Source organism: Halomonas sp. AOP27-A1-41, assembly GCF_052378605.1.
In the GTDB taxonomy this organism is placed as follows: domain Bacteria; phylum Pseudomonadota; class Gammaproteobacteria; order Pseudomonadales; family Halomonadaceae; genus Vreelandella; species Vreelandella citrativorans.
This window is the reverse complement of record NZ_JBQSXT010000002.1, coordinates 87,697-111,472: the sequence shown is the minus strand read 5'-3', so window position 1 is coordinate 111,472 and position 23,776 is coordinate 87,697. Positions and strand designations below refer to the sequence as shown.

The following is a 23,776-nucleotide window of genomic DNA, read 5'->3' as shown; positions in this document are numbered from 1 at the left end:
CAGGATGTGATTATGTCAGAGAAAATTTACTGTATTGCTGGCTTCAAACCCAAACCAGGCAAAGAGGAAGCGGTGTTTAAAGCGCTTCAGTCGCTGGAGCCAAACACACACCGGGAAGATGCCTGCATTCACTACACGGTGACCCGCCAGATCGATAACCCCTTCGCTCAAGGCACCAGCTATCCGATTGTATTCCATGAAATCTGGGCGAGCCGTGAAGAGTTTGAAGCACATTGTCAGCGTAAAGAGATCCAGGACTTCTTTGCCAAGCACGTTGAATCACCGGATGGCGATATCGAAGATGCCAACGTATGCGTGTATACCGATGAACCGTGGAATTTTGATGCCCCCAAGGTATAACCCCAGCGTGTAGAATGGGCCCACGACACCGATAAGCACGGAGCAACCATGACCGAAAAGAAAATGAACGTTGAAAGCTTTAACCTGGACCATACCAAGGTTAAAGCGCCTTATGTACGTCTTGCTGATATCAAGCAGGGCCAGAACGGCGACCAGATTCATAAATATGATCTGCGTATCTGCCAGCCGAACAAAGAGCACATGGAGATGCCTGCGCTGCATTCTCTTGAGCACTTGATGGCTGAACTATCGCGTAATCATACCGATAAAGTGGTCGATATCAGCCCGATGGGCTGCCAAACCGGCTTTTATATCGCGATGATCAATCACGATAACTACGACGACGTGTTAACCATTATTGAGCAAACGCTGAACGACGTTCTGGCGGCTACTGAAGTACCTGCCTGTAACGAAATGCAGTGCGGCTGGGCCGCGAGCCACAGCCTGGAAGGCGCCCAGAAGCTCGCTCGTGACCTGCTTGCCAAGCGTGGCGAATGGACGGAAGTGTTTGCATAAAACGGCCTTTTCAAACCGTTTTTAAGACCGTTCGTTTGACGCCGTTGCAGAGAAAACAAGAACGCCTTCTTCACGGAGGCGTTTTTGTTTGAGCGTTTCTTATAATCGCGTATCAGCGGCCAGTTGCTCAATAGAGCGGGCGACGTCCTGAGCGTCGTGGAGAATCTTGTTCACAATCGCATCAATTTCGCTAACCCTGGATTGACCGGCTTTGCTTTGTTGAATGACCTGTTGCATGGCTTTGAGTATTTCCCCTTGAAGGGTATGACGGCCATTGAGTCATTGAGCGCCTTTAGCCACGGCCTTTTGCCGTTGAGATTCTTGATGATGCTGGGTGGCATCATTCGCTACTTTCAGGATTTACGTCACATGGCTTCGAAAATTTCGTATAGGCACATACGTCGCCTCTAACCAGACTTCTTCGTTCGCACGTACGCGACAAAAATGTCCCTGACGGCTATCCCCTTGCCGCTAATGAGTGCCAAAGCTGTTGATGTTCGGCGCTGCTGACTTCCAGTTCATCACAAAACATGCGGTGATGCTTACCCTTTATACCGTCTAACTGCGTAACGAAGATGACAAGTACCAGCTATAGAGAGGAGGAAATTGAGCCAGCAGGGAGCGCTATCCATGCCTGAAAAGGCGTACAGAGGTCTATTGACAGACATCTAGATTGCTCCTATAAACACTTATACTCACCACCTCAGGTTCTCATGTTCCTTCTCATCACGATTGCCACGCTTTCCATCGCACTGTCTTTTTTGTGTTCTATTCTTGAAGCGGCTTTACTCTCTATTACGCCCAGCTATATTGCCAGGCTAAAAGAAGAGAAACCCAAGCTGCATGCCTCGCTTAATCAGCTTAAGACCAGCATTGACCGGCCTTTGGCGGCGATACTGACGCTTAATACAATTGCGCATACCGTTGGTGCAACGGCAGTGGGCGCGCAAGCGGCAGTGGTATTCGGCGAAGCCTCCATTGCCATTGTGTCTGCTGTCATGACAATGCTGATTCTGGTGCTGTCTGAAATTATTCCCAAGACGATTGGCGCCACTTATTGGCGCGGGCTGGCACCACTTTTGCCGCGTTTACTAAAGCCGATGATAGTGGGGTTACTCCCTTTATCTGGATGTCGGAGCAGATTACGCGTCGGCTGGGCACGTCAGAGCATGATGTTGATCTACGTGATGAGATCAAAGTGCTGGCGCGCGTAGGGCTTGAGGAAAAGGTGTTGGATGCCGACGAGTCGCGCACCATCATCAATATGCTTAACTTGCATGACATTGCCGTAAGCCAGGCCATGACGCCAAGAACGGTATGCGTGACAGTGCCCCCTAACATGGACGTCAAAACATTTGATCAGCAGTACGGTAAGACATCCTTTACGCGCTTTCCCGTTATGGATAACGGTGAAATGGCCTTTGGCTATGTGCATAAATCCGATACATATCACGCCGATGACGCCAAAACCATGCGCGAGCTTATGCACCCCATTGGCAGTGTCGATATTGCGCACAATGTAGAGCAGGTTTTTGCTTCAATGCTCAAGGACCATCTGCACATGCGCGTTGTGTATGACGAGCATGGCACCTTTGTAGGCCTTATTACGCTTGAAGATATTATTGAAACCATCCTGGGTCAGGACATCATTGATGAGACTGACAGCGTGGCTAATTTAAGGCATCACGCCAAGCAGCGCTGGCTGACACGTGTAAAGCATAAAGACCCCAATGCTAGCGCTTAGGCTAGCCGTGCGAAAGGGTACTTCAAAAGTGACGGGAGCTGTCCTTTGAACGTCAGCCAATAGCACGGGTGAATATTCGCTTTCTTAGCACTAAATGTTCTATAGTGGATTGCTTAAAGGTGGTTTAAGGTATTAAAAGCAGTAATCACCCGCGAAGGAGGCACAATGTCACTACGTATTAATGCGGTCGTTCCCGATTTTGAAGCACAAACTAGCCAAGGGCCTATCCAGTTCCACGAGTGGATTGGTGATAGCTGGGCTATTTTATTTTCACACCCCAAGGACTTTACACCGGTTTGCACCACGGAGTTTGGTGCTGTAGCCACGCTAAGCGCCGAGTGGAAAAAGCGCGGTACTAAAGTGATTGGTGTGTCGGTTGATGGCGTTGAGGATCACAAACGCTGGGCCGACGATATCACCCGGTATAGCGGCAGCGACGTTGATTTTCCGATCATCGCCGATGAAGGCCTTAAGGTTTCCAAACTGTTTGATATGCTGCCCGAAGATGCCTATCTGCCGGATGGCCGTACGCCAGCCGACAGCGCCACGGTACGCTCGGTGTTTATCATTGGGCCGGATAAGCAGCTAAAGCTATCCATGACCTATCCCATGACGGTAGGGCGTAATTTCGCTGAAATTCTACGTGCTCTGGATGCCCTGCAGGCAACCGTTAAGCACGGTGTGGCGACTCCCGCTGATTGGACAGTTGGCCAGGATGTGATTATTCCGCCAAGTGTTTCAGATGACGATGCCAAGCAAAAATTTGGTGAGTTTGACGCGGTGCTGCCTTACCTGCGTAAAACATCGCTAAAATAAGCGCGCAGTCATAGCGTTCTTAAAAGCCCCAGGGTTATTAACGCCTTGGGGCTTTTTTAATGGCGCCTGATAACCCATGACGATGTTGCTAACACACGTTGTTTAAGCGCTGTTGATACGCTGGTCTGTTAGTTTAAGACTTTGGTTAGCCGCTGAGCTTCCGCGATGGTTGGCTAGCAGTGGGCAAGCAGGGCTCGTAACCAAAAGCGCCCTTGATGAAAGGGCGCAGATAGCTAACGAAACGTATTCAAGCCGAATATTTAGGCGTGGATGTACTCAACCAGCGCTTGTGCAAAGGTATCGGTGTTGCCCGTGCCGCCCATATCGGGTGTGACCATGTCACGGCGGGTCTCTAACACCGAGCGAATGCCGTGACGGATAGTTTCGCCTTTGTCTGCCATGCCCAGGTGATCAAGCAGCTGTGCGGCAGCCAACAATAGAGCGCAGGGATTGGCGAGCTTTTTACCCGCAATGTCAGGGGCTGAGCCGTGTACCGCTTCAAAAATCGCCGCTCTTTCACCAATATTAGCGCCAGGTGCCAAGCCCAGCCCGCCCACCAGGCCTGCACACAGGTCTGAGAGAATATCGCCAAACAGGTTAGTGGTAACCACCACATCAAACTGATGCGGGTTCATCACCAGCTGCATACAGGCGTTATCGACAATCATCTCTTGAAACTCAATGTCGGGATATTCGCCTGCGATCTCACGCGCCACATCCAAAAACAGCCCTGAGCTGGTCTTGATGATATTGGCTTTATGCACTGCAGTGACCTTTTTCCGGCCACTGCTTTTGGCCAGCTCAAACGCATAACGCACAATACGCTCGGAGCCTTTACGGGTTACCTTGATCACTGAAATGCCGGTGTTGCCGTCGTCGATCATCTCCTGACCGTCAGACAAATACGCACCTTCGGTATTTTCGCGTACGGTGATCATGTCGATGTCTTCAAAGCGCGAACGAGTGCCAGGAAAACTGATTGCCGGGCGTACGTTGGCATAAAGGTCAAAGTGACGGCGTAGCTGTACGTTAATGGAGGAGAAGCCCTTGCCAATGGGCGTGGTCAGCGGGCCTTTCAATGCAATGCCGTGTTTCTCTATAGCATCAAGTGATGCCTGCGGGATCAACGTTCCATGATTTTCCAGCGCTGACAGGCCTGCATCCACAAACTCGTATTCAAAGCCGCACTCAAGCGCATCGAGCACGCGCAGGGTGGCATCCATAATTTCAGGCCCAATGCCATCGCCTTTAATCACCGCAATTGAATGGCTCATGTGCTACTCCTCTGGAAGATGGGAACGCGTTGGTCGAAATGTTGACCAGGTCTTATGCGCTTGATGCCCATGGTAGCGATGGTGACGCCGAAGCGCATCCTGCGCTGACTATTTAAGTATACAGCCAGGCCTCAAGTGCGCCGGGGTGCAGAAGAGGTAGGTTGCTGGTAAACTCTGCGCCGGTTCTGCCGCTTAACCTTCAGTGGCAGGGTAACTTCGTAAAATATCTCGGCAAGGCATCTGCGCAATGAAACGTTCATTGGCAACATCTGTAGTACTTACCACTGGGTTGATGACTCCACCCTAGGTATTCCCTCTTTCGAAAATGCCATGGCGCGAAAGCGCTTCCACGGCGTTACGGCATTCTATTGCCGTTATTTGGCTACTGACGCTCCTGGCGTCTTCATCCTGCAGCCTGACTCATACAATCTGGTTTTGAATGACGTGACATCTGACCCTGTGCGGCGGAGTTAGCGCGTCTTGTTTAATCAATAACGATGGACTCCCTGAATGGCACTTTTCAGCAAGCATGAGTGGTTTTCCAATATTAAAGGCGACACCCTTTCGGGCCTGGTCGTCGCGCTGGCGCTGATTCCCGAAGCGATCGCGTTCTCCATTATCGCAGGCGTCGACCCGAAAGTAGGTCTTTATGCCTCGTTCTGTATTGCGGTGATTATCGCCTTTACCGGTGGGCGGCCGGGGATGATCTCTGCGGCCACTGGCGCCATGGCGCTATTGATGGTCACGCTGGTGCGTGAGCATGGCCTTGAGTACTTGCTGGCGGCAACACTTTTAACCGGGGTGCTGCAGATTATCGCCGGGTATTTAAAACTCGCTGAGCTAATGCGCTTTGTGTCGCGTTCGGTCGTTACTGGTTTTGTGAATGCGCTGGCCATTTTGATCTTTATGGCCCAGTTACCTGAGTTAACCGATGTCACTTGGCATGTGTATGTCATGACCCTGGCCGGTTTAGGCATTATCTATTTATTCCCTTATCTGCCGGTGATCGGTAAAACGCTACCCTCGCCACTGGTGTGCATCGTGGTGTTAACCATTGTGTATATGGTGAGCGGTATGGATATTCGCACGGTGGGTGATATGGGCGAACTTCCCGATACGCTGCCGATTTTCCTGTGGCCGAATGTCCCGCTTAACCTTGAAACCTTGATGATTATTCTGCCTTACGCCTTGATGCTGTGTGTGGTGGGTCTGCTGGAATCGATGATGACAGCGACCATTGTGGACGATTTGACCGACACATCGAGTGATAAAAACCGCGAGTGCAAAGGCCAGGGCATTGCCAATATTGGCGCCGGATTACTGGGCGGTATGGCAGGTTGTGCCATGATTGGTCAGTCGGTGATCAATATTAAATCCGGTGGCCGTACGCGGCTATCCACATTGATTGCGGGCGTTGTACTGCTGCTGTTGGTCGTGTTTCTCGCCGACTGGGTATCACAAATCCCCATGGCCGCGCTGGTGGCTGTCATGATCATGGTGTCGATAGGCACCTTTAGCTGGGCGTCGATTCGGGATCTTAAAAAGCATCCTCTCAGTACCAATATTGTCATGTTGGCGACGGTCGCTGTGACCGTAAGCACCCATAATCTGGCGATCGGGGTCTTTGTTGGCGTGCTGCTGGCAGCGCTGTTTTTTGCTAATAAAGTTGGCAATATCATGTACATCGGCTCTACTGAGATAGAGGCGGGCTGGGAGCGTGAGTATCAGGTCGTTGGGCAGGTCTTCTTCGCCTCTTCCGAGCGTTTTATGGCGGCGTTTGATTTCAAGGAGAGCCTGGACAAGGTAACGATCAATGTATCCAACGCGCACTTCTGGGATGTTACCGCTGTACAGGCACTTGATCGGGTCGTTATCAAGTTCCGCCGTGAAGGCACTGACGTCGTGTTGGTTGGGATGAGCGAAGCCAGCGCCACGGTGGTTGACCGCTACGCGATGCACAACGATCAAAAGGCGGTCGAAAAACTGATGGATGGCCACTAAGCATCTAATAAAGGAGAGCAGCATGCCGGAACATGTAGTCGCCGCAATTGACGGTTCCCGGTTTTCACAAGGCGTTTGCGATTACGCTTCTTGGGCAAGCCTTGCGCTGGGCGCGCCGTTAACCTTTGTGCATGTGGCCGATAACCATTCAGAAGTGCCAGGCGAGCCGGATCTTTCGGGCCAGCTGTTTTTTGGCGCCCGCGAGCGCTTGCTGGAGGAATTGATGGGTCTTGATGAGAAGCGTGCCAAGGTCAACCGCGAACAGGGCAGGTTGATGCTGGAAGCAGCCCAGGCGCGCGCCGTTGAAGAGGGCGTTAGCGACGCCGTTACTCGCCAACTGAACGGTACTTTGGTGGAAACACTGGTCGGGCTTGAAAATGAAATGCGCCTGCTGGTGATGGGTAAGCGCGGCGAGACGGCTCATCAAGCCAGCGAGCATCTTGGCTCCAACCTTGAGCGGGTGGTGCGTGAAATGCATCGCCCTATCTTGATGGTGCCCGCCACGTTCAAGCAGCCTGAAAAAGTATTGATTGCGTATGATGGCAGCAAAACGGCTCGCAAAGGCGTGGAAATGCTGGCCCGTTCGCCACTGTTTTCAGGCAGCGAGTGCCATGTACTACTGGTGGATACGGATAATGCAGAGAATCGCCTGGAGCTTGGTTGGGCGCTAGGTATCCTGCGTGAAGCAGGCCACAAGGCAGAAGGCGCTATCCGCAACGGCAACGTAGATGATGCGCTGCAAACCTACGAGCAAGAGCACGCCATTGACCTCTTGGTCATGGGCGCTTATGGGCACTCGCGCATCCGCCACTTGTTGGTTGGCAGCACGACGACAGCGATGCTGCGTAGCAGCCGTATCCCCGTTCTTATTTTGCGCTAAGTCTCTTTTATGTTCCTACGGTAAGTCGCTTTGCTACGGGTTAGCAGAGCGGCTTTTTAACAATGAAAAAGGGAAAAATTAAAATCTGCAAATGCTGAAATGAGCTTCTATGTTTATTTAAGAGTGTCTTGAACTATTCATCTCTTGAGTAGCGTAAGGAGCCTGATGTGAATCTACCCACGCTTGAACGAACATCACAGCCGTTTAATCCCACCTCTTCCTCTCATCGCTTTGCAGCCAGCCTAATGGCCCAGGCTGATATACAGTTCAACGGCGATCGCCCTTGGGATATGCAGCTTAAAGCGCCTGGTGTGATCGAGAATGCACTGGCGCGTGGCAATCTGGGCTTAGGTGAAAGCTATATGCAGGGGCACTGGGACTGCGATCAGTTGGACGTGTTTTTTACCCGCTTGCTGCGCGCGCAATTGCATCAACGTATTAAGCCCACGCAATTGATTTATCACGCGTTGCGTACTCGGTTGTTAAACCGACAAAGCGTAAAGCGGGCTTGGGAGGTGGGCGAGAAACACTACGATCTTGGCAATGAGTTTTATGCGGCCATGCTTGACCAGCGTATGACGTATACCTGCGGTTATTGGAAAGACGCGTGCACACTAGATGAAGCACAAGAGGCGAAGCTGGACTTAATCTGCCGAAAGCTGCAGTTAGCACCGGGTATGCGCGTACTTGATATCGGCTGTGGGTGGGGGAGCTTTATGGCTTATGCGGCCGAGCATTATGGCGTTGAGTGTGTCGGCCTGACCATCTCCAAAGAGCAGGCGGATTTTGGTAAACGATTGATCAAAAAAGGCTTGCCGGTAGAGTTCCGTTTACAGGATTACCGCGATGAAACTGAAAGATTTGATCGTATTGTTAGTATTGGCATGTTCGAACATGTGGGCCGTAAAAACTATCGCGCCTATATGGAAGTGGTCAGTCGATGCCTAAAGGATGAAGGTCTTTTCTTGCTTCATACGATTGGCAAAAACCTTGGTACGACGATGTCCGACCCCTGGATCGATAAATACATTTTTCCGAATGGCGAGTTGCCTACCTTAAGCCATATTACCGATGCGGTTGAAACGCTTTTTGTGGTGGAAGATATACATAACTTTGGAGCTGACTACGATAAAACGCTGATGGCCTGGTATCACAATAGCGAAGCCAATTGGCCCCAGTTTAAAGGTCAGTTTAATCCAACGTTTTATCGTATGTGGCGCTACTACCTGTTGAGTTGTGCGGGAGCCTTTAGAGCACGTGAAATTCAGCTGTGGCAACTGGTATTCAGCAAACAGGGTGTAGTGGGAGGATACGCGCGGGTTAGCTAGCTGCCTCGCTCACGGTCAGGCAGCAATTTACCGGGCACCCAGCGTAGATAGAAGATCATTCCAAAAAGCTCTACCAGTGACTGAAAAATAATCACTACCACCGCGGCTTGCCACGCGTCAGGTAGCGCCAGCGCGATGGGCAGCATGACAAACGAGTTGCGGGTGCCAAAGCTAAAAGCCAGCGTGCGGGCACTGGCGGTTGGCAAACGGAACAGCCTACCCAGCGCACGCCCCAGCCAGCCCGCAAACACCAAAAAAACCATGAAGACCAACATGACCTGAGCCATCACATGATACAGCCCGCCCAAGTGATTGACCTGTGACGCTGCAATAATAAAGACCACAAAGGCAAGCAGTGGCACGGGCAGTATGCCCAGGTGATAGATGGCGCGCTTGATGCGCTTATGCCGAGTAGCCGCAAATTCCGTTAGCCCGGCAAGCGCCAAGGGAAGCAGGATAAGGCCCGCAAAGGCAACGATTAGTGAGGTGGAGAGTGCCAGATGAAACCACTCTGATCCCAGAAAGAGCCAGAGATAGACAGGGAGAGCCACCATTTGCACCAGTAGCAGCAGCGGAGCAGCCGCGACAGCGCGGGGCGTATCTCCCTTGCCTAGGTGAGTAAAGCTGATAAACCAATCAGTGCAGGGCACCAGCAGTACCAGCAATACGCCGGCCAATACTGCGGGCGAGAGCGGCAGCCAGGCGACCACCAACCCCAGAAAGGCCGGAATGGCGATAAAGTTGCCCACTAGTAGCGCCGTCATAAAGCGGCCGTCGGTAAGGCCGCGCGCCACGCTAAGCAAAGGAATCTGGCTAAAGGTGGCGTACATCAGAAGGCCTAGCAGTGGCCACAGTAACTGCTCCAGTACATCAGCCAGCGCCGTTGACACAACGCCCAAGGCCAGCCCTAGGCCAATGCAGACCAGGTAAATCCAGCACTGGTGTTTTTCCATCTGCTCGCGCATTGGTTCTCCCTGAGTGGTTTTTCTTGAGTATTTATTGGCGGCGAAGTGCCAAGCGCTCGCCCGCCTTGGCGGCCAATAGCCATAGCGGCAGGCTCACCAGCACGTATGAAATTCCCAGCCAGCCTTGCCCATGGTTAATGAAATGCTGCGTTTCCAGGCTAAACAGTGAAAAGGTCGTAAAGCCGCCGCAAAAACCTGCCACGAGCAGCGGGTGCCAGTAGGCTAGCCTGCCATGGGGCGCACGTAGCGCTGTGGCGGCTATCCAGCCGATCAAACCTGACCCCAGTACGTTGACGGTCAGCGTGCCCCACGGGAAATAGCTACCCAAGGCAGCTTGGGAGATAAGCGATACGGCGTAGCGCAGTGCGCTGCCCAGGCCGCTACCAATCCCGACGGCAAGGTAGCATTTCCAAGTCCTCATACGCGGTACCCTGCCAGCGCCCAGCCCAACGCTGCCATACCAATGCCCAGTACTAGTGTGCCGCCCACGTTGAGTGCCGCACGGCCCGATTGACCGCCTTGCCAAAGTTCAAGAGTTTGCAGGCTAAACGATGAGACCGTGGTATAGCCGCCGAGTAGACCAGTTACGCTAAACAGCCAGAACGCCGTTGGTGTGTCAGGCAGGCCTTGGCGGCCCAGTAGCCAGCCTGCGGCCAGCGCGCCGGTCGCGTTAACAACGAGCGTGCCCCAGGGAAACGCCTTGCCCAGCCAGCGCGCTAACAGGTTGGAAAGAGCAAACCTGGCCATTCCCCCGAGTGCGCCGCCCAGCGCGATAAGCAGTACGCTTGCGATGCCTGGACCCATGTTTTCTCCACTGACTAACAAAAGGGGGCTTCGATAAGCGGCCAATTCTAACATGCGTTTTCAAGGCGCAGAAAAATGCCTTGCGTGGGTAGCCACGCAAGGCATTGGTATATTACCTATAAATCGTTAGGCTGGCAGGACGCTGCCCTGCTGGCTTGGTGCTGCCTCCGCGTTTGCAGTAGAGACGCGGTTAATGCCCGAAATCAGGGCTTTCAAAGAAGCGCTCACCGTGTCGCTATCTTCGGCAACGGCGCAAATGCGCTGGCCATCAATGCTCAACTGTACAAAGGCAATGGCGTTGGCTTCGCTACCACCGCCCAGCGAGTGCTCACTGTAGTCGATAATCGTCACGTTAACACCGGAGTGCTTCTGCCAGGCATCGGTAAAGGCCGACATGGCACCGTTGCCGGAACCAGACAGGCGCAGGGTTTCGCTACCTTGCCACAAGGTCACGTCAAGCCCTTCGTGCTGGCCCTTGGAAAGCTGGTAGTCTGCCAGCGACAGTGGCGTTTCCTGGGTGAAGTTATCGAACATCACTTGGCGAATCATCTCGCTTGAGAGTTCGCTGGCGCGCTCTTCGCTCTCTTTTTGTACATAGGGGGCCAAGGCCAGCATCATCCAGCGTGGCAGGTTGATGCCGTAGTCGCGCTCAAGCAAAAAGGCCATGCCGCCCTTGCCGGACTGGCTGTTGACTCGAATCACGGCCTGGTAGTCGCGGCCAATGTCGTGGGGATCAATCGGCAGGTAAGCCACTTGCCACGGTTCGTCGGGCTTCTGGTGCTTGAGGGATTTACGAATCGCATCCTGATGGCTACCAGAGAAGGCGGTATACACCATTTCACCTACCCAAGGGTGGCGTGGGTGCATGGTAATGCCGGTGCACTCGTGAACGACCTGAATGATCTCATCCGGGTTGGAAAGATCAAGTTTAGGATCAATCCCTTGGCTGTAAAGGTTCATGGCCAGCGTGATGATGTCCATGTTGCCGGTACGCTCGCCATTACCCAGCAGCGTGCCTTCCACACGGTCGGCACCGGCAAGCAAGGCAAGTTCGGCTGAGGCTACTGCACCGCCTCGGTCGTTGTGGGTATGCACCGAGATAATCACGCTATCGCGACGACTGATGTGCTGGCAGAAGTATTCGATCTGGTCGGCATGGTGGTGAGGGCCAGCCACTTCGACGGTCGTCGGCAGGTTGAGGATACACTTGTTCTCAGGCGTTGGCTGCCAAACGTCCATCACCGCTTCACAAATCGCCAGCGAGAAGTCGATTTCGGTGCTGGAGAAGCTCTCCGGTGAATACTGAAAACGCCAGGCAACGTCTGGATAGCGCTCGGCATACTGTTTAACCCAGGTAGCGCCCTGAACGGCAATATCGGTAATACCGTCGCGGTCCATCTCAAACACGCGTTCGCGCTGAATGGTCGAGGTCGAGTTATACAGGTGGATAATAGCGCGCTTGGCACCCACTAAAGCTTCAAAGGTTTTTTCAATCAAATGCTCGCGACACTGCACCAGCACCGCGATAGTGACATCCTCAGGAATCTGATCTTCTTCAATTAACCAGCGCACAAAATCAAAGTCGGGTTGGCTGGCGGAAGGGAACCCCACCATGACTTCTTTAATGCCCACCTTAACGATCTGGTGCCAGAAGCGCTTTTTCTGCTCAACGGTCATCGGCTCTAGCAGCGCCTGGTTACCATCACGCAGGTCTTCACTTACCCAGATCGGCGCACGATCAAGGTCACGGTCAGGCCATTGGCGGTTAAACGCAGGAACGCGCGGTGCTGGGCGATATTTACGATGATCGAAAGCAGACATGATGAGATTCCTAAGGGGGTTAATGACTTGGAAAACTGGCCGCTTGTGGGTAGGCCTTTGTTCATCGGTGCAGACTCATGATGCAGAGTATGGCACACAACCGTTAACTGCTTTTGGCAGTGTGAATAGTGTAACGGGTTTATAGCGCTAGGTTGTTGCTAAAAATGAATAAAAATGGCATTAATTGGCAGTATGTTTTAATAATTTATAATTTCTTAGCAGAGGCTGCTGTTTATGTCGGTGACGCCATTGACGCTTGACCGTTTTGACCGCCAAATTTTGACGATTCTGCAACAAGAAGGGCGGATCAGTAACCAGGAATTGGCTGATCGAATTGGCCTTTCGGCATCGCCCTGTTTACGCCGGGTGCGTGCGCTGGAAGAGCACGGCTTGATTATGCAGTATCGCGCCGAGGTAGATGCTCGCCAGTTGGGCTACCAACTGATGGTACTGCTGCATATTGCCATGGACCAGCATACCTCCGAGCGGTTTGAGAACTTTGAACGCCACATCCGAAAAATTCCCAACGTGATCGAATGTCTGATCATTACCGGGCAGGCTGCCGACTTTCAGCTAAAGATTTTAGTCCAGGATATGGATGATTATCAGCATTTACTGCTGCACGTTATTAACCGTATTGAAGGTGTCACAGGGGCGCATACCAGCTTTGTGTTACGCCGGGTTTTTGAACATCGGCCGGTACCCACACAGCGCTGAACAGGAAAGCGTGGTCAGTCACTGAGTCGCCGTTTACACTGTTTTTTTCCCATTTTTTAGGAGAGTGCTCTATGACGATCGAACGTCACGATACCAAGGCCCGCATGAGTCGCGCCGTTATCCACCAAGGGGTTGCTTATTTGTGTGGTCAGGTCGCGGGGCCTGAGGCGCGTCATGGCGATATTAAGGCGCAGACAGAAAGCATGCTGGCGCGTGTCGATGCGCTGTTAAAAGAGATCGGCTCAAGCCGTGAGCAGCTATTAAGCGCCACGATTTATCTCAAGGACGGCAGCGATGTCGTCGCCATGAATGAGGTGTGGGATGCCTGGGTGCCCGAAGGCTACGCGCCAGCGCGCACCTGCGTATGTGCCCCGATGCCTGCCGACGAGTTAAAAGTAGAAATAACCGTGACCACCGCTGTATAGAACGGAAGCCTTTCTAGCTGGTTGAGCTAGTCCAGCGGAAAGCGGGTGTCGCGCAGGCTGTCCTTGATTTTTTTCAAGTGCGGTAAGAAGTCTTCGCCACGCCGTAGTGTGACGCCGGTGGCCAGGGCGTCAATCAAGGTAAGCTGAATCACCCTTGACGTCATGGGCATGTAGTGGTCGGTGTCTTCAGGTGTTGCCACGTTAAGCGTGGCGCTGCACTCGTTGGCAAGCGGTGACGCGGGGGCTGTAATACCCAGCACAACGGCGCCAGATTCGCGCGCTACACGGGCGATATCTACCAGCTCACGGGTGCGTCCGGTGTAGGAAATAATCACCACCACATCGCCCGTATGGCAGGACGCCGCCACCATGCGCTGCATCAATACATCGGCGTAGGCCATGACCGGTAGATTGAACCGAAAAAACTTATGCTGAGCATCCTGAGCGACGGCACCTGATGCGCCTAACCCAAAAAAGTGAATCTGTTTTGCCTGGGTTAGGTAGTCGACCATTCGTTCAATGGCCGCCATATCAATATCACGCTGGGCTTCATCCAGCGCGGCAATGGTGGCGCCAAAAATTTTCTGCGTGTATTGGGCCGCCGTATCGCCGGGCTCAACGGCGCGGGTCACGTAGGGTGTCCCACCCGCCAGGCTTTGCGCGAGCTTGATTTTAAAGTCGGGATATCCCTTGGCGCCAAAATTGCGGCAAAACCGGTTAACGGTTGGCTCGCTGACACTGGCGGCTTGGGCCAAGCTTGCGATGCTTAAGCTGGTAGCGGCTGTCGGATCGTCCAGGATCACGTTAGCAACTTTACGCTCGGAGCGGTTTAATTCTTCTAAGCGTTCGCGTAAGCGGTCAAGCAAGTCATGCGCCATTAAGCAGGCTCCAAAGCAGTGTGGGGCGGAAGTTGTGATGTCCAATCTTTACACCAGGCAACAAACACATTGGCTGGCAGTGGTCGAGCATAATAGTCCCCTTGCGCTGCTTCGCAACCGATAGAGTGTAAATCGGCGGCGTGTTCGGCGGTTCCAATCCCTTCTGCCACAATATCACAACCCACCGCGTAGGCTAATTGGGTAATCATAACGGCAAGTTAGCGATCAGTGCCGGAGCCTCTACTCTGCGAGGTTGCTCTTATCCTGCCAATATCTCTGCAATGAAACGCCAATAGCCCCTAATGAATAAGCTTTAACGTAAACGAAGCAGTTTCATAAGCCAGCGCCGGTAGGGCGGCTGTAAAATTCTGCTGGTAGCGTGTTTCGTTTGATAAAACACACCACGTAAATGGCTAAAGCGCTCAAAACCGTGGCGCCCATGATAAGCCCCCATGCCACTTTCACCGATGCCGCCAAACGGTAAGGTGGGGACCGCGTGATGGAGCAGTGTTTCATTAAAGACAAGCGCACCTGAACGAGTCTGTTGCAGTAACCGCGTTTGAAGCGTTTTATCATTAGTAAACGCATATACCACTAGAGCGTGCGGACGTGCATTCACAAACCCAATCGCCGCCTCCATATTTTTAACACCGATAACGGGGAGCGCGCGGCCAAAAATCTCTTCGTGCATCACAGAAAGTGTTTGGGTGGGGTCGATAGCCAGCGCAGGGGCATGGTTGCCGTGATCAATGACTCGGCAGCCGTGGTTACGGGCTTCTGTCAGCAGGCCCTCTACGCGTGCGCGATGGGCATCATTGATCGGGCTGGTTGCCTCTCTGCTATCAGGGCGCTGCTGGACAATAGCACGGCTTAGTGCGCTAACCAGGGACTCAAGATGACGGCTTTCTACAAGAACGTAATCGGGTGCCAAACACGTTTGTCCACCGTTAAGTCCCTTGCCGAATATAATGGCCGTGGCCGCTTTATCTATATCGGCATCACCTGCCACCAGTGCGGGGGATTTACCGCCTAGCTCCAGGGTCACTGGCGTAAGGTTGGCTGCCGCAGCACTAGCCACGTGACGTCCAATGCTGGTCGAACCGGTAAACACCAGGTGATCAAAGGGAAGCTTGCTAAATGCCTGAGCCGTCGATGCATCTCCTTGAATGACGACGAGTTCATCCTGGGTAAAATATTGGCAAGCCAAGCGAGCGAGCAAGGTGCTGGTGTGAGGTGTTAGCTCACTGGGCTTTAGCATGACAACATTACCGGCGGCAAAGGCGTCAATAACGGGCAGTAGCGCAAGACTCCACGGGTAATTCCAGGGGGAAATAACCCCAACGATGCCCAATGGCTGCGGGGCTATGCGTGCTTGTGCCGGTAACAGGCGCCAAGGCACACCGACGCGCCAGGGGCGCATCCAGCGCCAGAGGTGACGGCGCGCATAACGTATGGCCTGTAGCACGGCACTAATTTCCGCCAAATGGATTTCTGTGTCGCTACGCTGGCCAAAGTCCGTTTGAATAGCCCGCACAATCTCATGCTGATGGCGCTTGGTCATTTGCGCTAAACGTGCCAATCGTGCGCGACGAACACTTAGCGTTGGAAAAGGCGTTTGATCAACAGCGTGTCGTTGGGCATTAAAGATACCTGTAAAATCGTGCTGCATAACCGCTCCTTATCTTCCGTACCTGGGTGTCTTGGGGCGCAATAGTGGCTTGTAAGCGCTACGTTAATGCTCGTGTCGTAAGGCTAAGACGGTAGTTAAGACTGTAGTTAAGACGATAGTTAAGACGATAGTTAAGACGATAGTTAAGACGATAGCTAAGTCGATAGTAAAGGTAACGCTGCGTTAATGATAAAGTAAGACAGGATAACAGGGCGCCAACGCTTTGCTCTTGGGAGATATCATGTCTGCGTGCTCGTTAGAACTCTCTACTCTATCCGCCATGGAAGATATTGAGGCAAACCAGTGGGATGCCTTGGTCGGCCACGATCAGCCTTTTCTGCGCCATGCATTTTTGCATGCGCTGGAGGCGAGTGGCTCGGTGAGTCGTGAGACAGGATGGGAGCCCTGCCATGCCTGCGTTTGTCGTGCAGGCCAATTGGTAGGCGCACTGCCCATGTACCGTAAACATCACTCTTACGGTGAGTATGTGTTTGATTGGGGGTGGGCGGAAGCGTTCGAGAGAGCCGGTGGCACCTATTACCCTAAAGCGCTCAGCGCTATCCCGTTTACTCCCGTTCCGGGGGTGCGCACGCTACTTGCTAGCCATCTAAATGCTGAGGCTATCCGTGCTCTGTTAGCGTCAGCCTGGCAGACGCTTTGTCACCAGGAGGCGCTCTCCAGCTGGCATTTATTGTTTGCCGATGAGCATGACGTGACGGCCTGGCAGGCGCAGTTTCCCCAATTAACCGTCCGCGAAGGGCTTCAATTTCAGTGGCAAGACGCAGGTTTTGGCGACTTTGATGGTTTCCTGGCAAGCCTGACATCCAAACGGCGCAAAATGATCAAGCGTGAACGGCGCTTGGTGGCCGAACAGGGGCTAAATGTGGTGCGCCTGGAGGGCCAGGAGATCACCCTGGAAACAATGACGCACTTCTATCGCTGTTATTCAATGACGTATCTGGAGCGCGGTCGTTCGCCCTATTTAAATCATGCCTTCTTTGAACAGTTACGCCAGACCATGCCCGAAGCATTGATGCTGGTGCAGGCGCAGTTGAATGGCCAGCCAGTCGCGTCGGCGCTCTATTTTCGTGGTGAGCACACGCTGTATGGCCGCTACTGGGGAAGTGAAGTGGAGGCCGATTGTCTGCATTTTGAAGCCTGCTATTACCAAGGCATTGAGTACTGCTTGCAGAATGGGCTGACGCGCTTTGATCCTGGTACCCAGGGCGAACATAAGTTAGTACGCGGTTTCGCCCCTCAACGCGTTCGTTCGCTGCACTATATGAGCCATTCTGGCTTGGCGGCGGGTATTGCCCAATTTTGCCAGGCGGAGGGCGCCCAAGTGAGCGCGTATCGTGAGGCGGCTTTTCAAGCGCTGCCTTTTAAAGTGCCTGCGGCTCGCTGATGGTTCTGCATAGTGGCATAATGCGCGCCGTTACTGCCTTGGGAGATCGGTGATGCACAAATGGGTTGTGGTAGCGTTACTTGTCGTGCTGGGTTTGCTCCAGTACACGCTTTGGTTAGGTAATGGCGGCTGGCGTGACCTGCAAATAGTCGAGCAGCGCGTTGCTGCACAGGAAGAGGCCAACTTGCCCATGCGCGAGCGAAACGCACGCTTAGCGGCCGAGGTCACCGATCTTAAAACCGGGCTGGACGCTATTGAAGAGCGGGCCCGAAGTGATATGGGCATGGTGCGTAGCGATGAACAGTTTTTCTGGGTGCCGGGTGTCGCCATAACGACTGAGTTGATAGGTATTAACGCAGGCCTGGTGGTCCAACCACGACTAGACCGTGAGCAATCGGCACAGTGAGTAAACAAACAGTGAATATGTCAGGTAAGCGGCTTTGAAAAAAACGCTTTGGCTGATCGTGCCTGCCGCCGGGCAAGGGCGTCGCATGGGAGCTGATAAACCCAAACAGTACCTGATGTTAGGTGAGCGCCCGATACTGGTGCACACTCTGGCGCGACTTTACGAGGCGTTTCCCAAGGCGTCGTTAGTGCTCTGCCTGGACAGCGATGATCAGTGGTTTCAGGCTGAATGGGTGCCTTTTGCGGCCTGGCAGCGCGTAACGGGCGGCATCGAGCGCATGGATAGCGTACTCAATGCGCTACATGCCATACCCGCACAGGATGACGATATTGTGATGGTGCACGATGTGGCTCGCCCGTGCATTACCACGGACGACCTGCATGCCCTGTATCAGGCGGTGACTCATCACACCGGCGGGGCGCTATTAGCGATGCCGGTGGCAGATACCATGAAACGGGCCAACGCCGAACAACAAAGTACCTGTACAGAACCCCGTGAAGGGCTTTGGCATGCGCTGACACCTCAGGGGTTTCATTACGGGCTATTGCGTCAGGCACTTGAGAGTGCCCGGCATCAAAAACGCATGGTGACCGATGAGGCGTCAGCGGTCGAGGCGCTGGGTAGGCAGCCACAACTGGTTAGCGGGCGGCGCGATAATTTAAAAGTGACGCACCCGGATGACCTTGCCCTCGCCGCCGCCATTTTGTCAGCACAATCAGATACGTTTACTCAGGAGGCTTAATGCGAATTGGTCATGGCTTTGATGTTCATCGGTTCGGCCCCGGCGACCACTTAATGATTGGTGGCGTTAAGCTGCCGTTTTCACAGGGCTTTGTCGCACACTCCGATGGCGATGTGCTGCTTCATGCGGTCAGCGATGCGCTGTTAGGTGCCTGCGCGCTCGGTGATATTGGTCATCACTTTCCCGATACCGACCCCGAATGGAAAGGCGCTGATAGCCGTATGCTGCTGCGCCATGTGGTGAGCCTGGTTCGGGCGGAAGGTTATGAAGTTGTAAACCTGGACGCGACCCTGATGGCTCAAGCGCCCAAAATGGCGCCGCATATTGCGACAATGCGTCAAACCATTGCTGATACCCTGAATGTCTCCTTGGGCCAGGTAAACGTTAAGGCTACCACGACGGAACGGCTAGGGTTTACCGGGCGCGGTGAAGGCATTGCTGCTGAAACGGTGGTTTTACTTGGCCGGCCTGAGGCGTTGAATGAGTAAGCTGCCTCAGTGGGCACGCTCTTTGGATGCTGCGTTTGGGCCGCCCAAGCCGGGGCATTATCGGGCCCAACCTGAGGATTTTTTGGTTGACGAACAGCTGGACTTCACGCCCGAATCGCATGGTGAGCATCTTTGGCTGCGGATTGAAAAACGCAATCAGACCACGCTGGATGTGGTGAAAAGTGTCAGCCGATTATGCGGTGTGACCCCGCGAGATATTGGCTATTCAGGCATGAAGGACCGAATAGCCGTGACGCGCCAATGGTTAAGCATTCACTTGCCAGGGCGTGACGCGCCTGCTGACTTGATATCAGCACTGGGTGGATTAGGCATCACGGTGCTTGAAAGCGTGCGTCATCCACGCAAACTAAAACGTGGCGTTCATCGCACCAACGCGTTTACGTTACGATTGAGTGGCGACGCGATCACAGCGGATGATTTCGTTCATCGCTGGCAGGCGCTTTGCCAGTTCGGGGCGCCCAACTATTTTGGCCCTCAGCGGTTCGGCCCTGAGGCGCGTAATTTACAGCGTGCCGAGGCACTACTCGCACGGGGGTGGCGCAAACGTGACGACCGTCAAGGAATGCTGCTCTCTACTGCGCGAAGCTTTCTATTTAATGAGCTGCTAAGCGCTCGCTTGGCGGACGGCAACTGGCATCAGCCTATCCCAGGCGATACCGTGATGCTTGACGGCACCCAAAGCGTATTCGGCGTCGACGCGGTGGATGAGTCGTTGATAACGCGTGCCGCTGAGCTGGACGTGCATCCAACCGCGGCGCTTTGGGGCATTGGTGAAAACGCCGTTGATGACGCAGGGCGCTACGAGGCGCAGCTGGCCCGTCAGCATCCTGAGTTGTGTAAAGGTTTGGAGGCAAGCGGTGTGAAACGCTCCCATAGGGCACTGCGTATGCGATTAACGGCGCCCCAGCTCACTTGGGAATCTGATGCCGTGCTACTCTCGTTTGCGCTACCCCGAGGCAGTTTTGCTACCGCCGTTATCGGTGAACTCATTCATCACCCGGATATGGCATAAGCCGCCAGATTACGCTTGATCAACAAGGAGGCATCAATGCGGCGACTGCTGCTCTCTAACGACGACGGTGTTTACGCCCCAGGGCTGAAAGCGCTACATGATGCGCTGGAAGCTCATGCCAAGCTGCGTGTCGTTGCCCCGGACCGTGACCGTAGCGGGGCAAGTAACTCGCTGACATTATCGCGCCCGCTCTCATTAACCGCGCTGGAAAATGGTTTCTATAGCGTGGATGGTACGCCCGCTGACTGCGTTTACTTGGGCGTAAATGGCGTGTGGGATGAGCGGCCTGACCTGGTTATTTCAGGGATTAACCACGGTGGCAATTTAGGCGATGACGTGCTCTATTCAGGCACGGTGGCCGCGGCCATGGAAGGACGCAACCTGGGCATGATCGCGATTGCCATGTCGCTATGCGGTGATCGTTACTTTGACACCGCGGCGAAAGTGGCCTCCAGCCTGATTGGCGCCGCCGATCAACTCTCCTTGCCGCCCAGAACGCTGCTCAACGTTAACGTTCCAGATGTGCCGTGGGAAGCCATCAAAGGCGTTAAGGTAACCCGGCTTGGATATCGTGGCCCGGCTGAAAAACCGCTTGCGATCAAAGACCCACGTGGGCGGACGCGCTACTGGATTGCACCGGTTGCTGCCAATGCGGATGACGGTGAAGATACCGATTTTGCAGCGATCGAGGCAGGGTATGTATCGATTACGCCGCTGCAAACCGACTTGACGCGCCACCCTGCGTGCCGTGACGTACAGGATTGGTTGGATGCCTTTGCCTGATATTTCGCCCATTGAGCGGCGCGGGCGGGGAATGACCTCTCAGCGTACCCGGGATCGCATGATTGATCGGTTGATCGAACAGGGGATTCGACATCCGGATGTGCTTGATGTGATGGCTGGCGAGCCCAGGCATCTGTTTGTTGACGAGGCTTTGGCGCATCGTGCCTATGAAGATACGGCGCTGCCTATCGGCTTTGGGCAGACGTTATCACAGCCGCTTACCGTGGCGCGAATGACAGAACTGGTTGTGAAAGCCGAGCCACGCCGTGTGTTGGAAGTGGGTACCGGTTCCGGGTATCAAACGCTGATTTTGTCGCGCTTAGTGAAGGAGCTTTACTCCATTGAGCGTATTTACGCCTTGCATGAGAGAGCGAGTGATCGCCTTTGGCGCTTGGGCGCAGAGGTAACGCTAACCGTTGCCGATGGCGGCGAGGGTTGGTCAACGGCGGCACCGTTCGATGTTATTTTATTGACGGCTTGTGCGCAGACACTGCCTGAGATATTGCTCGAGCAGCTAAGTCGTGATGGGGTGTTGATTGCGCCGTTGGAAGCGCCTGATGGCAGCCAATGGCTTACCCAGATAAAGCGCAGTGGGAATGCTTTTGAGAAGCGGCGGCTTGAGCCCGTGCGTTTTGTACCTTTATTGCAAGGAGTAGTGGATTGAAGCGTAAATCCTTGGGGATTTTTTTTAAAGGTGCCGGGATGGGGGCCGCAGATGCCATACCCGGAGTTTCCGGGGGCACGATTGCCTTTGTTACCGGCATTTATGAAGAGCTGATCAATACCATTAAGCAGTTTGGTCCTGGCGCGCTGGTGGTTTGGCAGCGTGATGGGTGGCGTGCCCTCGTTAAGCACTTGAACCTGGCCTTCTTGATTCCTTTGCTGGCTGGTATCGGCATCAGCCTGGTCAGCGTGGCGCACTTGGCGCTATGGCTGATGGAAGCGCACCCCCTGCTGCTTGATGGCTTCTTTTTCGGGCTGGTCGCCGCCTCTGGAATGGTGGTCGCCCAAGCGGGAGACCGTTGGAAATTTTGGTATTTATTTCCGTTGTTGGCCGGTTTACTGTTAGCCAGAATGCTGCCGAGCTTAATGCCCTTGGTGCTATTGCTCGGTAATGAAGCCACGATTGTGATGGTGGCGGGATGTATTGCGATTAGCGCCATGTTGTTGCCAGGCGTGTCGGGTAGTTTTTTGTTGCTCACGATGGGGCTCTACGGCACGATAATGGGGGCTATTCGCAGTTTCGACATCACTATTATTATGCTGTTTGGTATGGGGTGTGTGATAGGCCTTGCGCTGTTTTCGCGGCTATTATCCTGGCTGTTAAGACGTCATCATGGCTTTACGATGCAATTGCTTTTAGGGTTTATTATTGGCTCGTTGCCGGTTCTGTGGCCATGGCGCGAGCTGTTGCGTTATCAGGTTGGCCCAAGCGGGCAAATGATACCCTTGGAGTATCGTTATTTACTGCCCAGTGATTATGCGGTGTTGACCGGCGCTTCCGCGCAGATTATCGGCGTGGTGCTGCTGATGGCCGTTGGTATATTGCTGGTCATGCTATTGAACCGTCGGGCAGGGAAGTCGACCACGTTAGATTCAACTAATACGGCCCAGCGCTGAAAAGGAGTAGGGTTTGCATGCGTAAAGTCTTCATGATGTCAGCCTTGGTGTTGGCAATTAGCGGGTGTGCCAATCAGCAGCACAATACCCCGCAAGTACGTGACTTGAGTGAAGCGAGTCGCGTGGTGGAAAACTCGCCTCAATATACCGTCAAACCAGGTGATACCCTGTATGGCATCGCTTGGCAGCATGATCTGGATTACCGCCAGCTAGCCACCATCAACAATATTGACGCGCCCTACCAAATCCATCCCGGACAGATGATTGCATTACGTGAAGGGGCAGGGGCTGGAAATAATTCCCAGCCCGCAAATCAGGCGCAAAACACGCCGAATGAATCGCGCGGCGTCGTCGCAACCGGGCTCAACCCGCAGGCGACAGCAGTAGCCAGTAACGACCAGGAACTTGATTGGCTACTGCCTGATGAATCGGCGATTGAACGCGCTCAGCGTTTAAACGCTGAGCGCCCTGAACAACAAGCGGTTGAAAGTGCTCAGCAGGTAGCGTCAACTAACAGTGCGCCGCAAGAGTCTCCCTCTCAACCCGAGGTGCCTGCTACCGAGCCAAGGCCTGAGCCCGAGCCTGAGCCTGAGCCAGAAACGGTCCCAGCATCGGAGCCTGAGGAACAGGTGGTTGCTCAATCCGAAACACCTGTGGCTGCTCCAGAGGAACGTTCGGATCGCTCATCACGTACGTTCACGCCCGCAGAGACGATCAACTGGCAATGGCCGACAGATGGGCAAGTCGCGGGTAGCTTCGGCGAAGGTGATTCGATTACCGCCGGGATTGATATCGCCGGACAAAAGGGGCAACCTGTCAAAGCCGCAGGCCCGGGTATTGTCGTTTATGCGGGGAGTGGCGTACGTGGGTACGGTAATCTTATTCTTCTTAAACACAACGATCAGTTCCTAAGTGCCTATGCGCATAATGACAGCTTAAACGTTAGTGAAAATGACGTGGTTGAAGCAGGCGAAGTGATCGCCACCATGGGAAACAGTGATGCAGAAAGCGTTAGGCTGCACTTTGAGGTGCGCCGTGATGGTCAGCCTCAGGATCCTATGGAGTTTTTACCTGCACGCTAATCAGTGGAGTACCCGATAA

At 53.7% G+C, this 23,776-nt stretch carries 26 protein-coding genes and 1 pseudogene; 18 read left to right on the top strand and 9 right to left on the bottom strand.

Annotation, left to right across the window (positions count from 1 at the left end; translation table 11 throughout):
- Positions 1-12 precede the first annotated feature (12 nt).
- On the top strand, positions 13-360 hold the full coding sequence (locus tag ACT3TC_RS02680; protein WP_087111984.1) for a putative quinol monooxygenase: 348 nt from the start codon (positions 13-15) through the stop codon (positions 358-360).
- A 48-nt stretch (positions 361-408) separates the two neighbouring features.
- On the top strand, positions 409-876 hold the full coding sequence (locus tag ACT3TC_RS02675; RefSeq protein ID WP_444639020.1) for an S-ribosylhomocysteine lyase: 468 nt from the start codon (positions 409-411) through the stop codon (positions 874-876).
- A gap of 99 nt (positions 877-975) precedes the next feature.
- Here ACT3TC_RS02675 and ACT3TC_RS02670 read toward each other — a convergent pair whose 3' ends face one another.
- Positions 976-1,113, bottom strand: coding sequence for a hypothetical protein (locus ACT3TC_RS02670; protein ID WP_172117478.1), 138 nt, complete (start codon positions 1,111-1,113; stop codon positions 976-978).
- 476 nt (positions 1,114-1,589) lie between these two features.
- Between ACT3TC_RS02670 and ACT3TC_RS02665 the strand changes: the two are divergent.
- Positions 1,590-2,620 (top strand): annotated as a pseudogene (locus tag ACT3TC_RS02665) (CNNM domain-containing protein).
- A 165-nt stretch (positions 2,621-2,785) separates the two neighbouring features.
- Entirely contained in the window at positions 2,786-3,436 is a 651-nt protein-coding gene (locus ACT3TC_RS02660; protein WP_087111990.1) for a peroxiredoxin, read from the top strand.
- A 260-nt stretch (positions 3,437-3,696) separates the two neighbouring features.
- On the opposite strand, the gene ACT3TC_RS02655 is transcribed toward ACT3TC_RS02660, so the two are convergent.
- On the bottom strand, positions 3,697-4,710 hold the full coding sequence (locus ACT3TC_RS02655; protein ID WP_444639017.1) for an isocitrate dehydrogenase: 1,014 nt from the start codon (positions 4,708-4,710) through the stop codon (positions 3,697-3,699).
- A 510-nt stretch (positions 4,711-5,220) separates the two neighbouring features.
- On the opposite strand from ACT3TC_RS02655, the gene ACT3TC_RS02650 reads away from it, so the two are divergent.
- The 3 genes from ACT3TC_RS02650 (at position 5,221) to cfa (ending at position 8,919) form a co-directional block, all read left to right on the top strand.
- Positions 5,221-6,711, top strand: a complete 1,491-nt coding sequence (locus ACT3TC_RS02650; RefSeq protein ID WP_444639016.1) for a SulP family inorganic anion transporter — start codon at positions 5,221-5,223, stop codon at positions 6,709-6,711.
- A gap of 22 nt (positions 6,712-6,733) precedes the next feature.
- A complete protein-coding gene (locus tag ACT3TC_RS02645) occupies positions 6,734-7,591 on the top strand; it encodes a universal stress protein (RefSeq protein ID WP_444639015.1) in 858 nt (285 codons plus the stop codon).
- A 167-nt stretch (positions 7,592-7,758) separates the two neighbouring features.
- Positions 7,759-8,919, top strand: a complete 1,161-nt coding sequence (gene cfa / locus ACT3TC_RS02640; RefSeq protein ID WP_444639014.1) for a cyclopropane fatty acyl phospholipid synthase — start codon at positions 7,759-7,761, stop codon at positions 8,917-8,919.
- Here cfa and ACT3TC_RS02635 read toward each other — a convergent pair.
- From ACT3TC_RS02635 to ACT3TC_RS02620, 4 genes are all read right to left on the bottom strand, one after another.
- Positions 8,916-9,884, bottom strand: coding sequence for an arsenic resistance protein (locus tag ACT3TC_RS02635; protein ID WP_444639013.1), 969 nt, complete (start codon positions 9,882-9,884; stop codon positions 8,916-8,918). The two genes, cfa and ACT3TC_RS02635, sit on opposite strands and share 4 nt — an antisense overlap.
- A 31-nt stretch (positions 9,885-9,915) precedes the next feature.
- Entirely contained in the window at positions 9,916-10,305 is a 390-nt protein-coding gene (locus ACT3TC_RS02630; RefSeq protein ID WP_444639012.1) for a fluoride efflux transporter FluC, read from the bottom strand.
- Positions 10,302-10,688: a fluoride efflux transporter CrcB gene (crcB, locus tag ACT3TC_RS02625; RefSeq protein WP_444639011.1), complete on the bottom strand. Its 387-nt coding sequence runs from the start codon at positions 10,686-10,688 to the stop codon at positions 10,302-10,304. The genes ACT3TC_RS02630 and crcB overlap by 4 nt, the downstream gene beginning before the upstream one ends.
- A gap of 126 nt (positions 10,689-10,814) precedes the next feature.
- On the bottom strand, positions 10,815-12,509 hold the full coding sequence (locus ACT3TC_RS02620; protein ID WP_444639010.1) for a 2-isopropylmalate synthase: 1,695 nt from the start codon (positions 12,507-12,509) through the stop codon (positions 10,815-10,817).
- A 234-nt stretch (positions 12,510-12,743) separates the two neighbouring features.
- Here ACT3TC_RS02620 and ACT3TC_RS02615 point away from each other — a divergent pair, with 234 nt between their 5' ends.
- Both ACT3TC_RS02615 and ACT3TC_RS02610 read left to right on the top strand, forming a co-directional pair.
- Positions 12,744-13,226, top strand: a complete 483-nt coding sequence (locus ACT3TC_RS02615) for an Lrp/AsnC family transcriptional regulator (RefSeq protein ID WP_172117488.1) — start codon at positions 12,744-12,746, stop codon at positions 13,224-13,226.
- A gap of 71 nt (positions 13,227-13,297) precedes the next feature.
- The gene (locus tag ACT3TC_RS02610; protein ID WP_193054457.1) at positions 13,298-13,651 is read left to right on the top strand and encodes a RidA family protein; all 354 of its coding nucleotides are present in this window, start codon (positions 13,298-13,300) and stop codon (positions 13,649-13,651) included.
- Between the two features lie 26 nt (positions 13,652-13,677).
- On the opposite strand, the gene ACT3TC_RS02605 is transcribed toward ACT3TC_RS02610, so the two are convergent.
- From ACT3TC_RS02605 to ACT3TC_RS02595, 3 genes are all read right to left on the bottom strand, one after another.
- Positions 13,678-14,529 (bottom strand): MurR/RpiR family transcriptional regulator, encoded by an 852-nt coding sequence (locus ACT3TC_RS02605; RefSeq protein WP_193054458.1) that lies wholly within the window; start codon positions 14,527-14,529, stop codon positions 13,678-13,680.
- A complete protein-coding gene (locus ACT3TC_RS02600) occupies positions 14,529-14,738 on the bottom strand; it encodes an EAL domain-containing protein (protein ID WP_444628459.1) in 210 nt (69 codons plus the stop codon). The genes ACT3TC_RS02605 and ACT3TC_RS02600 overlap by 1 nt, the downstream gene beginning before the upstream one ends.
- Before the next feature lie 104 nt (positions 14,739-14,842).
- Positions 14,843-16,198, bottom strand: coding sequence for an aldehyde dehydrogenase family protein (locus tag ACT3TC_RS02595; protein WP_444639009.1), 1,356 nt, complete (start codon positions 16,196-16,198; stop codon positions 14,843-14,845).
- A 241-nt stretch (positions 16,199-16,439) separates the two neighbouring features.
- On the opposite strand from ACT3TC_RS02595, the gene ACT3TC_RS02590 reads away from it, so the two are divergent.
- From ACT3TC_RS02590 to ACT3TC_RS02550, 9 genes are read left to right on the top strand one after another with little or no spacing between them, the layout of a single operon-like run.
- On the top strand, positions 16,440-17,603 hold the full coding sequence (locus ACT3TC_RS02590) for a GNAT family N-acetyltransferase (RefSeq protein WP_444639007.1): 1,164 nt from the start codon (positions 16,440-16,442) through the stop codon (positions 17,601-17,603).
- Between the two features lie 52 nt (positions 17,604-17,655).
- Positions 17,656-18,009 (top strand): cell division protein FtsB, encoded by a 354-nt coding sequence (gene ftsB, locus ACT3TC_RS02585; protein ID WP_444628463.1) that lies wholly within the window; start codon positions 17,656-17,658, stop codon positions 18,007-18,009.
- Positions 18,010-18,043: 34 nt separating this feature from the next.
- Positions 18,044-18,751 (top strand): 2-C-methyl-D-erythritol 4-phosphate cytidylyltransferase, encoded by a 708-nt coding sequence (gene ispD, locus ACT3TC_RS02580; RefSeq protein WP_172117494.1) that lies wholly within the window; start codon positions 18,044-18,046, stop codon positions 18,749-18,751.
- Positions 18,751-19,239: a 2-C-methyl-D-erythritol 2,4-cyclodiphosphate synthase gene (gene ispF / locus ACT3TC_RS02575; RefSeq protein WP_193054463.1), complete on the top strand. Its 489-nt coding sequence runs from the start codon at positions 18,751-18,753 to the stop codon at positions 19,237-19,239. Before ispD ends, ispF begins: the two co-directional genes overlap by 1 nt.
- Complete coding sequence (gene truD / locus ACT3TC_RS02570; protein ID WP_444639006.1) at positions 19,232-20,272, top strand: tRNA pseudouridine(13) synthase TruD; 1,041 nt, start codon at positions 19,232-19,234, stop codon at positions 20,270-20,272. Before ispF ends, truD begins: the two co-directional genes overlap by 8 nt.
- 36 nt (positions 20,273-20,308) lie before the next feature.
- Positions 20,309-21,055 carry a 5'/3'-nucleotidase SurE gene (surE, locus tag ACT3TC_RS02565; RefSeq protein ID WP_193054465.1) on the top strand — a complete coding sequence of 249 codons (747 nt, stop codon included), beginning with the start codon at positions 20,309-20,311 and terminating at the stop codon, positions 21,053-21,055.
- Positions 21,042-21,719 (top strand): protein-L-isoaspartate(D-aspartate) O-methyltransferase, encoded by a 678-nt coding sequence (locus tag ACT3TC_RS02560; RefSeq protein WP_172117498.1) that lies wholly within the window; start codon positions 21,042-21,044, stop codon positions 21,717-21,719. The genes surE and ACT3TC_RS02560 overlap by 14 nt, the downstream gene beginning before the upstream one ends.
- The gene (locus ACT3TC_RS02555) at positions 21,716-22,675 is read left to right on the top strand and encodes a DUF368 domain-containing protein (protein ID WP_444639004.1); all 960 of its coding nucleotides are present in this window, start codon (positions 21,716-21,718) and stop codon (positions 22,673-22,675) included. The genes ACT3TC_RS02560 and ACT3TC_RS02555 overlap by 4 nt, the downstream gene beginning before the upstream one ends.
- 17 nt (positions 22,676-22,692) lie before the next feature.
- Positions 22,693-23,757 (top strand): peptidoglycan DD-metalloendopeptidase family protein, encoded by a 1,065-nt coding sequence (locus ACT3TC_RS02550; RefSeq protein ID WP_444639003.1) that lies wholly within the window; start codon positions 22,693-22,695, stop codon positions 23,755-23,757.
- The last annotated feature ends 19 nt before the right edge of the window (positions 23,758-23,776 follow it).

Bases quoted from the DNA above. Each gene is read 5' to 3' on its own strand.
- ACT3TC_RS02680 (WP_087111984.1), top strand. From the start codon at position 13: ATGTCAGAGAAAATTTACTGTATTGCTGGCTTCAAACCCAAACCAGGC.
- ACT3TC_RS02675 (WP_444639020.1), top strand. From the start codon at position 409: ATGACCGAAAAGAAAATGAACGTTGAAAGCTTTAACCTGGACCATACC.
- ACT3TC_RS02670 (WP_172117478.1), bottom strand. From the start codon at position 1,113: ATGCAACAGGTCATTCAACAAAGCAAAGCCGGTCAATCCAGGGTTAGC.
- ACT3TC_RS02660 (WP_087111990.1), top strand. From the start codon at position 2,786: ATGTCACTACGTATTAATGCGGTCGTTCCCGATTTTGAAGCACAAACT.
- ACT3TC_RS02655 (WP_444639017.1), bottom strand. From the start codon at position 4,710: ATGAGCCATTCAATTGCGGTGATTAAAGGCGATGGCATTGGGCCTGAA.
- ACT3TC_RS02650 (WP_444639016.1), top strand. From the start codon at position 5,221: ATGGCACTTTTCAGCAAGCATGAGTGGTTTTCCAATATTAAAGGCGAC.
- ACT3TC_RS02645 (WP_444639015.1), top strand. From the start codon at position 6,734: ATGCCGGAACATGTAGTCGCCGCAATTGACGGTTCCCGGTTTTCACAA.
- ACT3TC_RS02635 (WP_444639013.1), bottom strand. From the start codon at position 9,884: ATGCGCGAGCAGATGGAAAAACACCAGTGCTGGATTTACCTGGTCTGC.
- ACT3TC_RS02630 (WP_444639012.1), bottom strand. From the start codon at position 10,305: ATGAGGACTTGGAAATGCTACCTTGCCGTCGGGATTGGTAGCGGCCTG.
- crcB (WP_444639011.1), bottom strand. From the start codon at position 10,688: ATGGGTCCAGGCATCGCAAGCGTACTGCTTATCGCGCTGGGCGGCGCA.
- ACT3TC_RS02620 (WP_444639010.1), bottom strand. From the start codon at position 12,509: ATGTCTGCTTTCGATCATCGTAAATATCGCCCAGCACCGCGCGTTCCT.
- ACT3TC_RS02615 (WP_172117488.1), top strand. From the start codon at position 12,744: ATGTCGGTGACGCCATTGACGCTTGACCGTTTTGACCGCCAAATTTTG.
- ACT3TC_RS02610 (WP_193054457.1), top strand. From the start codon at position 13,298: ATGACGATCGAACGTCACGATACCAAGGCCCGCATGAGTCGCGCCGTT.
- ACT3TC_RS02605 (WP_193054458.1), bottom strand. From the start codon at position 14,529: ATGGCGCATGACTTGCTTGACCGCTTACGCGAACGCTTAGAAGAATTA.
- ACT3TC_RS02600 (WP_444628459.1), bottom strand. From the start codon at position 14,738: ATGATTACCCAATTAGCCTACGCGGTGGGTTGTGATATTGTGGCAGAA.
- ACT3TC_RS02595 (WP_444639009.1), bottom strand. From the start codon at position 16,198: ATGCAGCACGATTTTACAGGTATCTTTAATGCCCAACGACACGCTGTT.
- ACT3TC_RS02590 (WP_444639007.1), top strand. From the start codon at position 16,440: ATGTCTGCGTGCTCGTTAGAACTCTCTACTCTATCCGCCATGGAAGAT.
- ftsB (WP_444628463.1), top strand. From the start codon at position 17,656: ATGCACAAATGGGTTGTGGTAGCGTTACTTGTCGTGCTGGGTTTGCTC.
- ispF (WP_193054463.1), top strand. From the start codon at position 18,751: ATGCGAATTGGTCATGGCTTTGATGTTCATCGGTTCGGCCCCGGCGAC.
- truD (WP_444639006.1), top strand. From the start codon at position 19,232: ATGAGTAAGCTGCCTCAGTGGGCACGCTCTTTGGATGCTGCGTTTGGG.
- surE (WP_193054465.1), top strand. From the start codon at position 20,309: ATGCGGCGACTGCTGCTCTCTAACGACGACGGTGTTTACGCCCCAGGG.
- ACT3TC_RS02560 (WP_172117498.1), top strand. From the start codon at position 21,042: ATGCCTTTGCCTGATATTTCGCCCATTGAGCGGCGCGGGCGGGGAATG.
- ACT3TC_RS02550 (WP_444639003.1), top strand. From the start codon at position 22,693: ATGCGTAAAGTCTTCATGATGTCAGCCTTGGTGTTGGCAATTAGCGGG.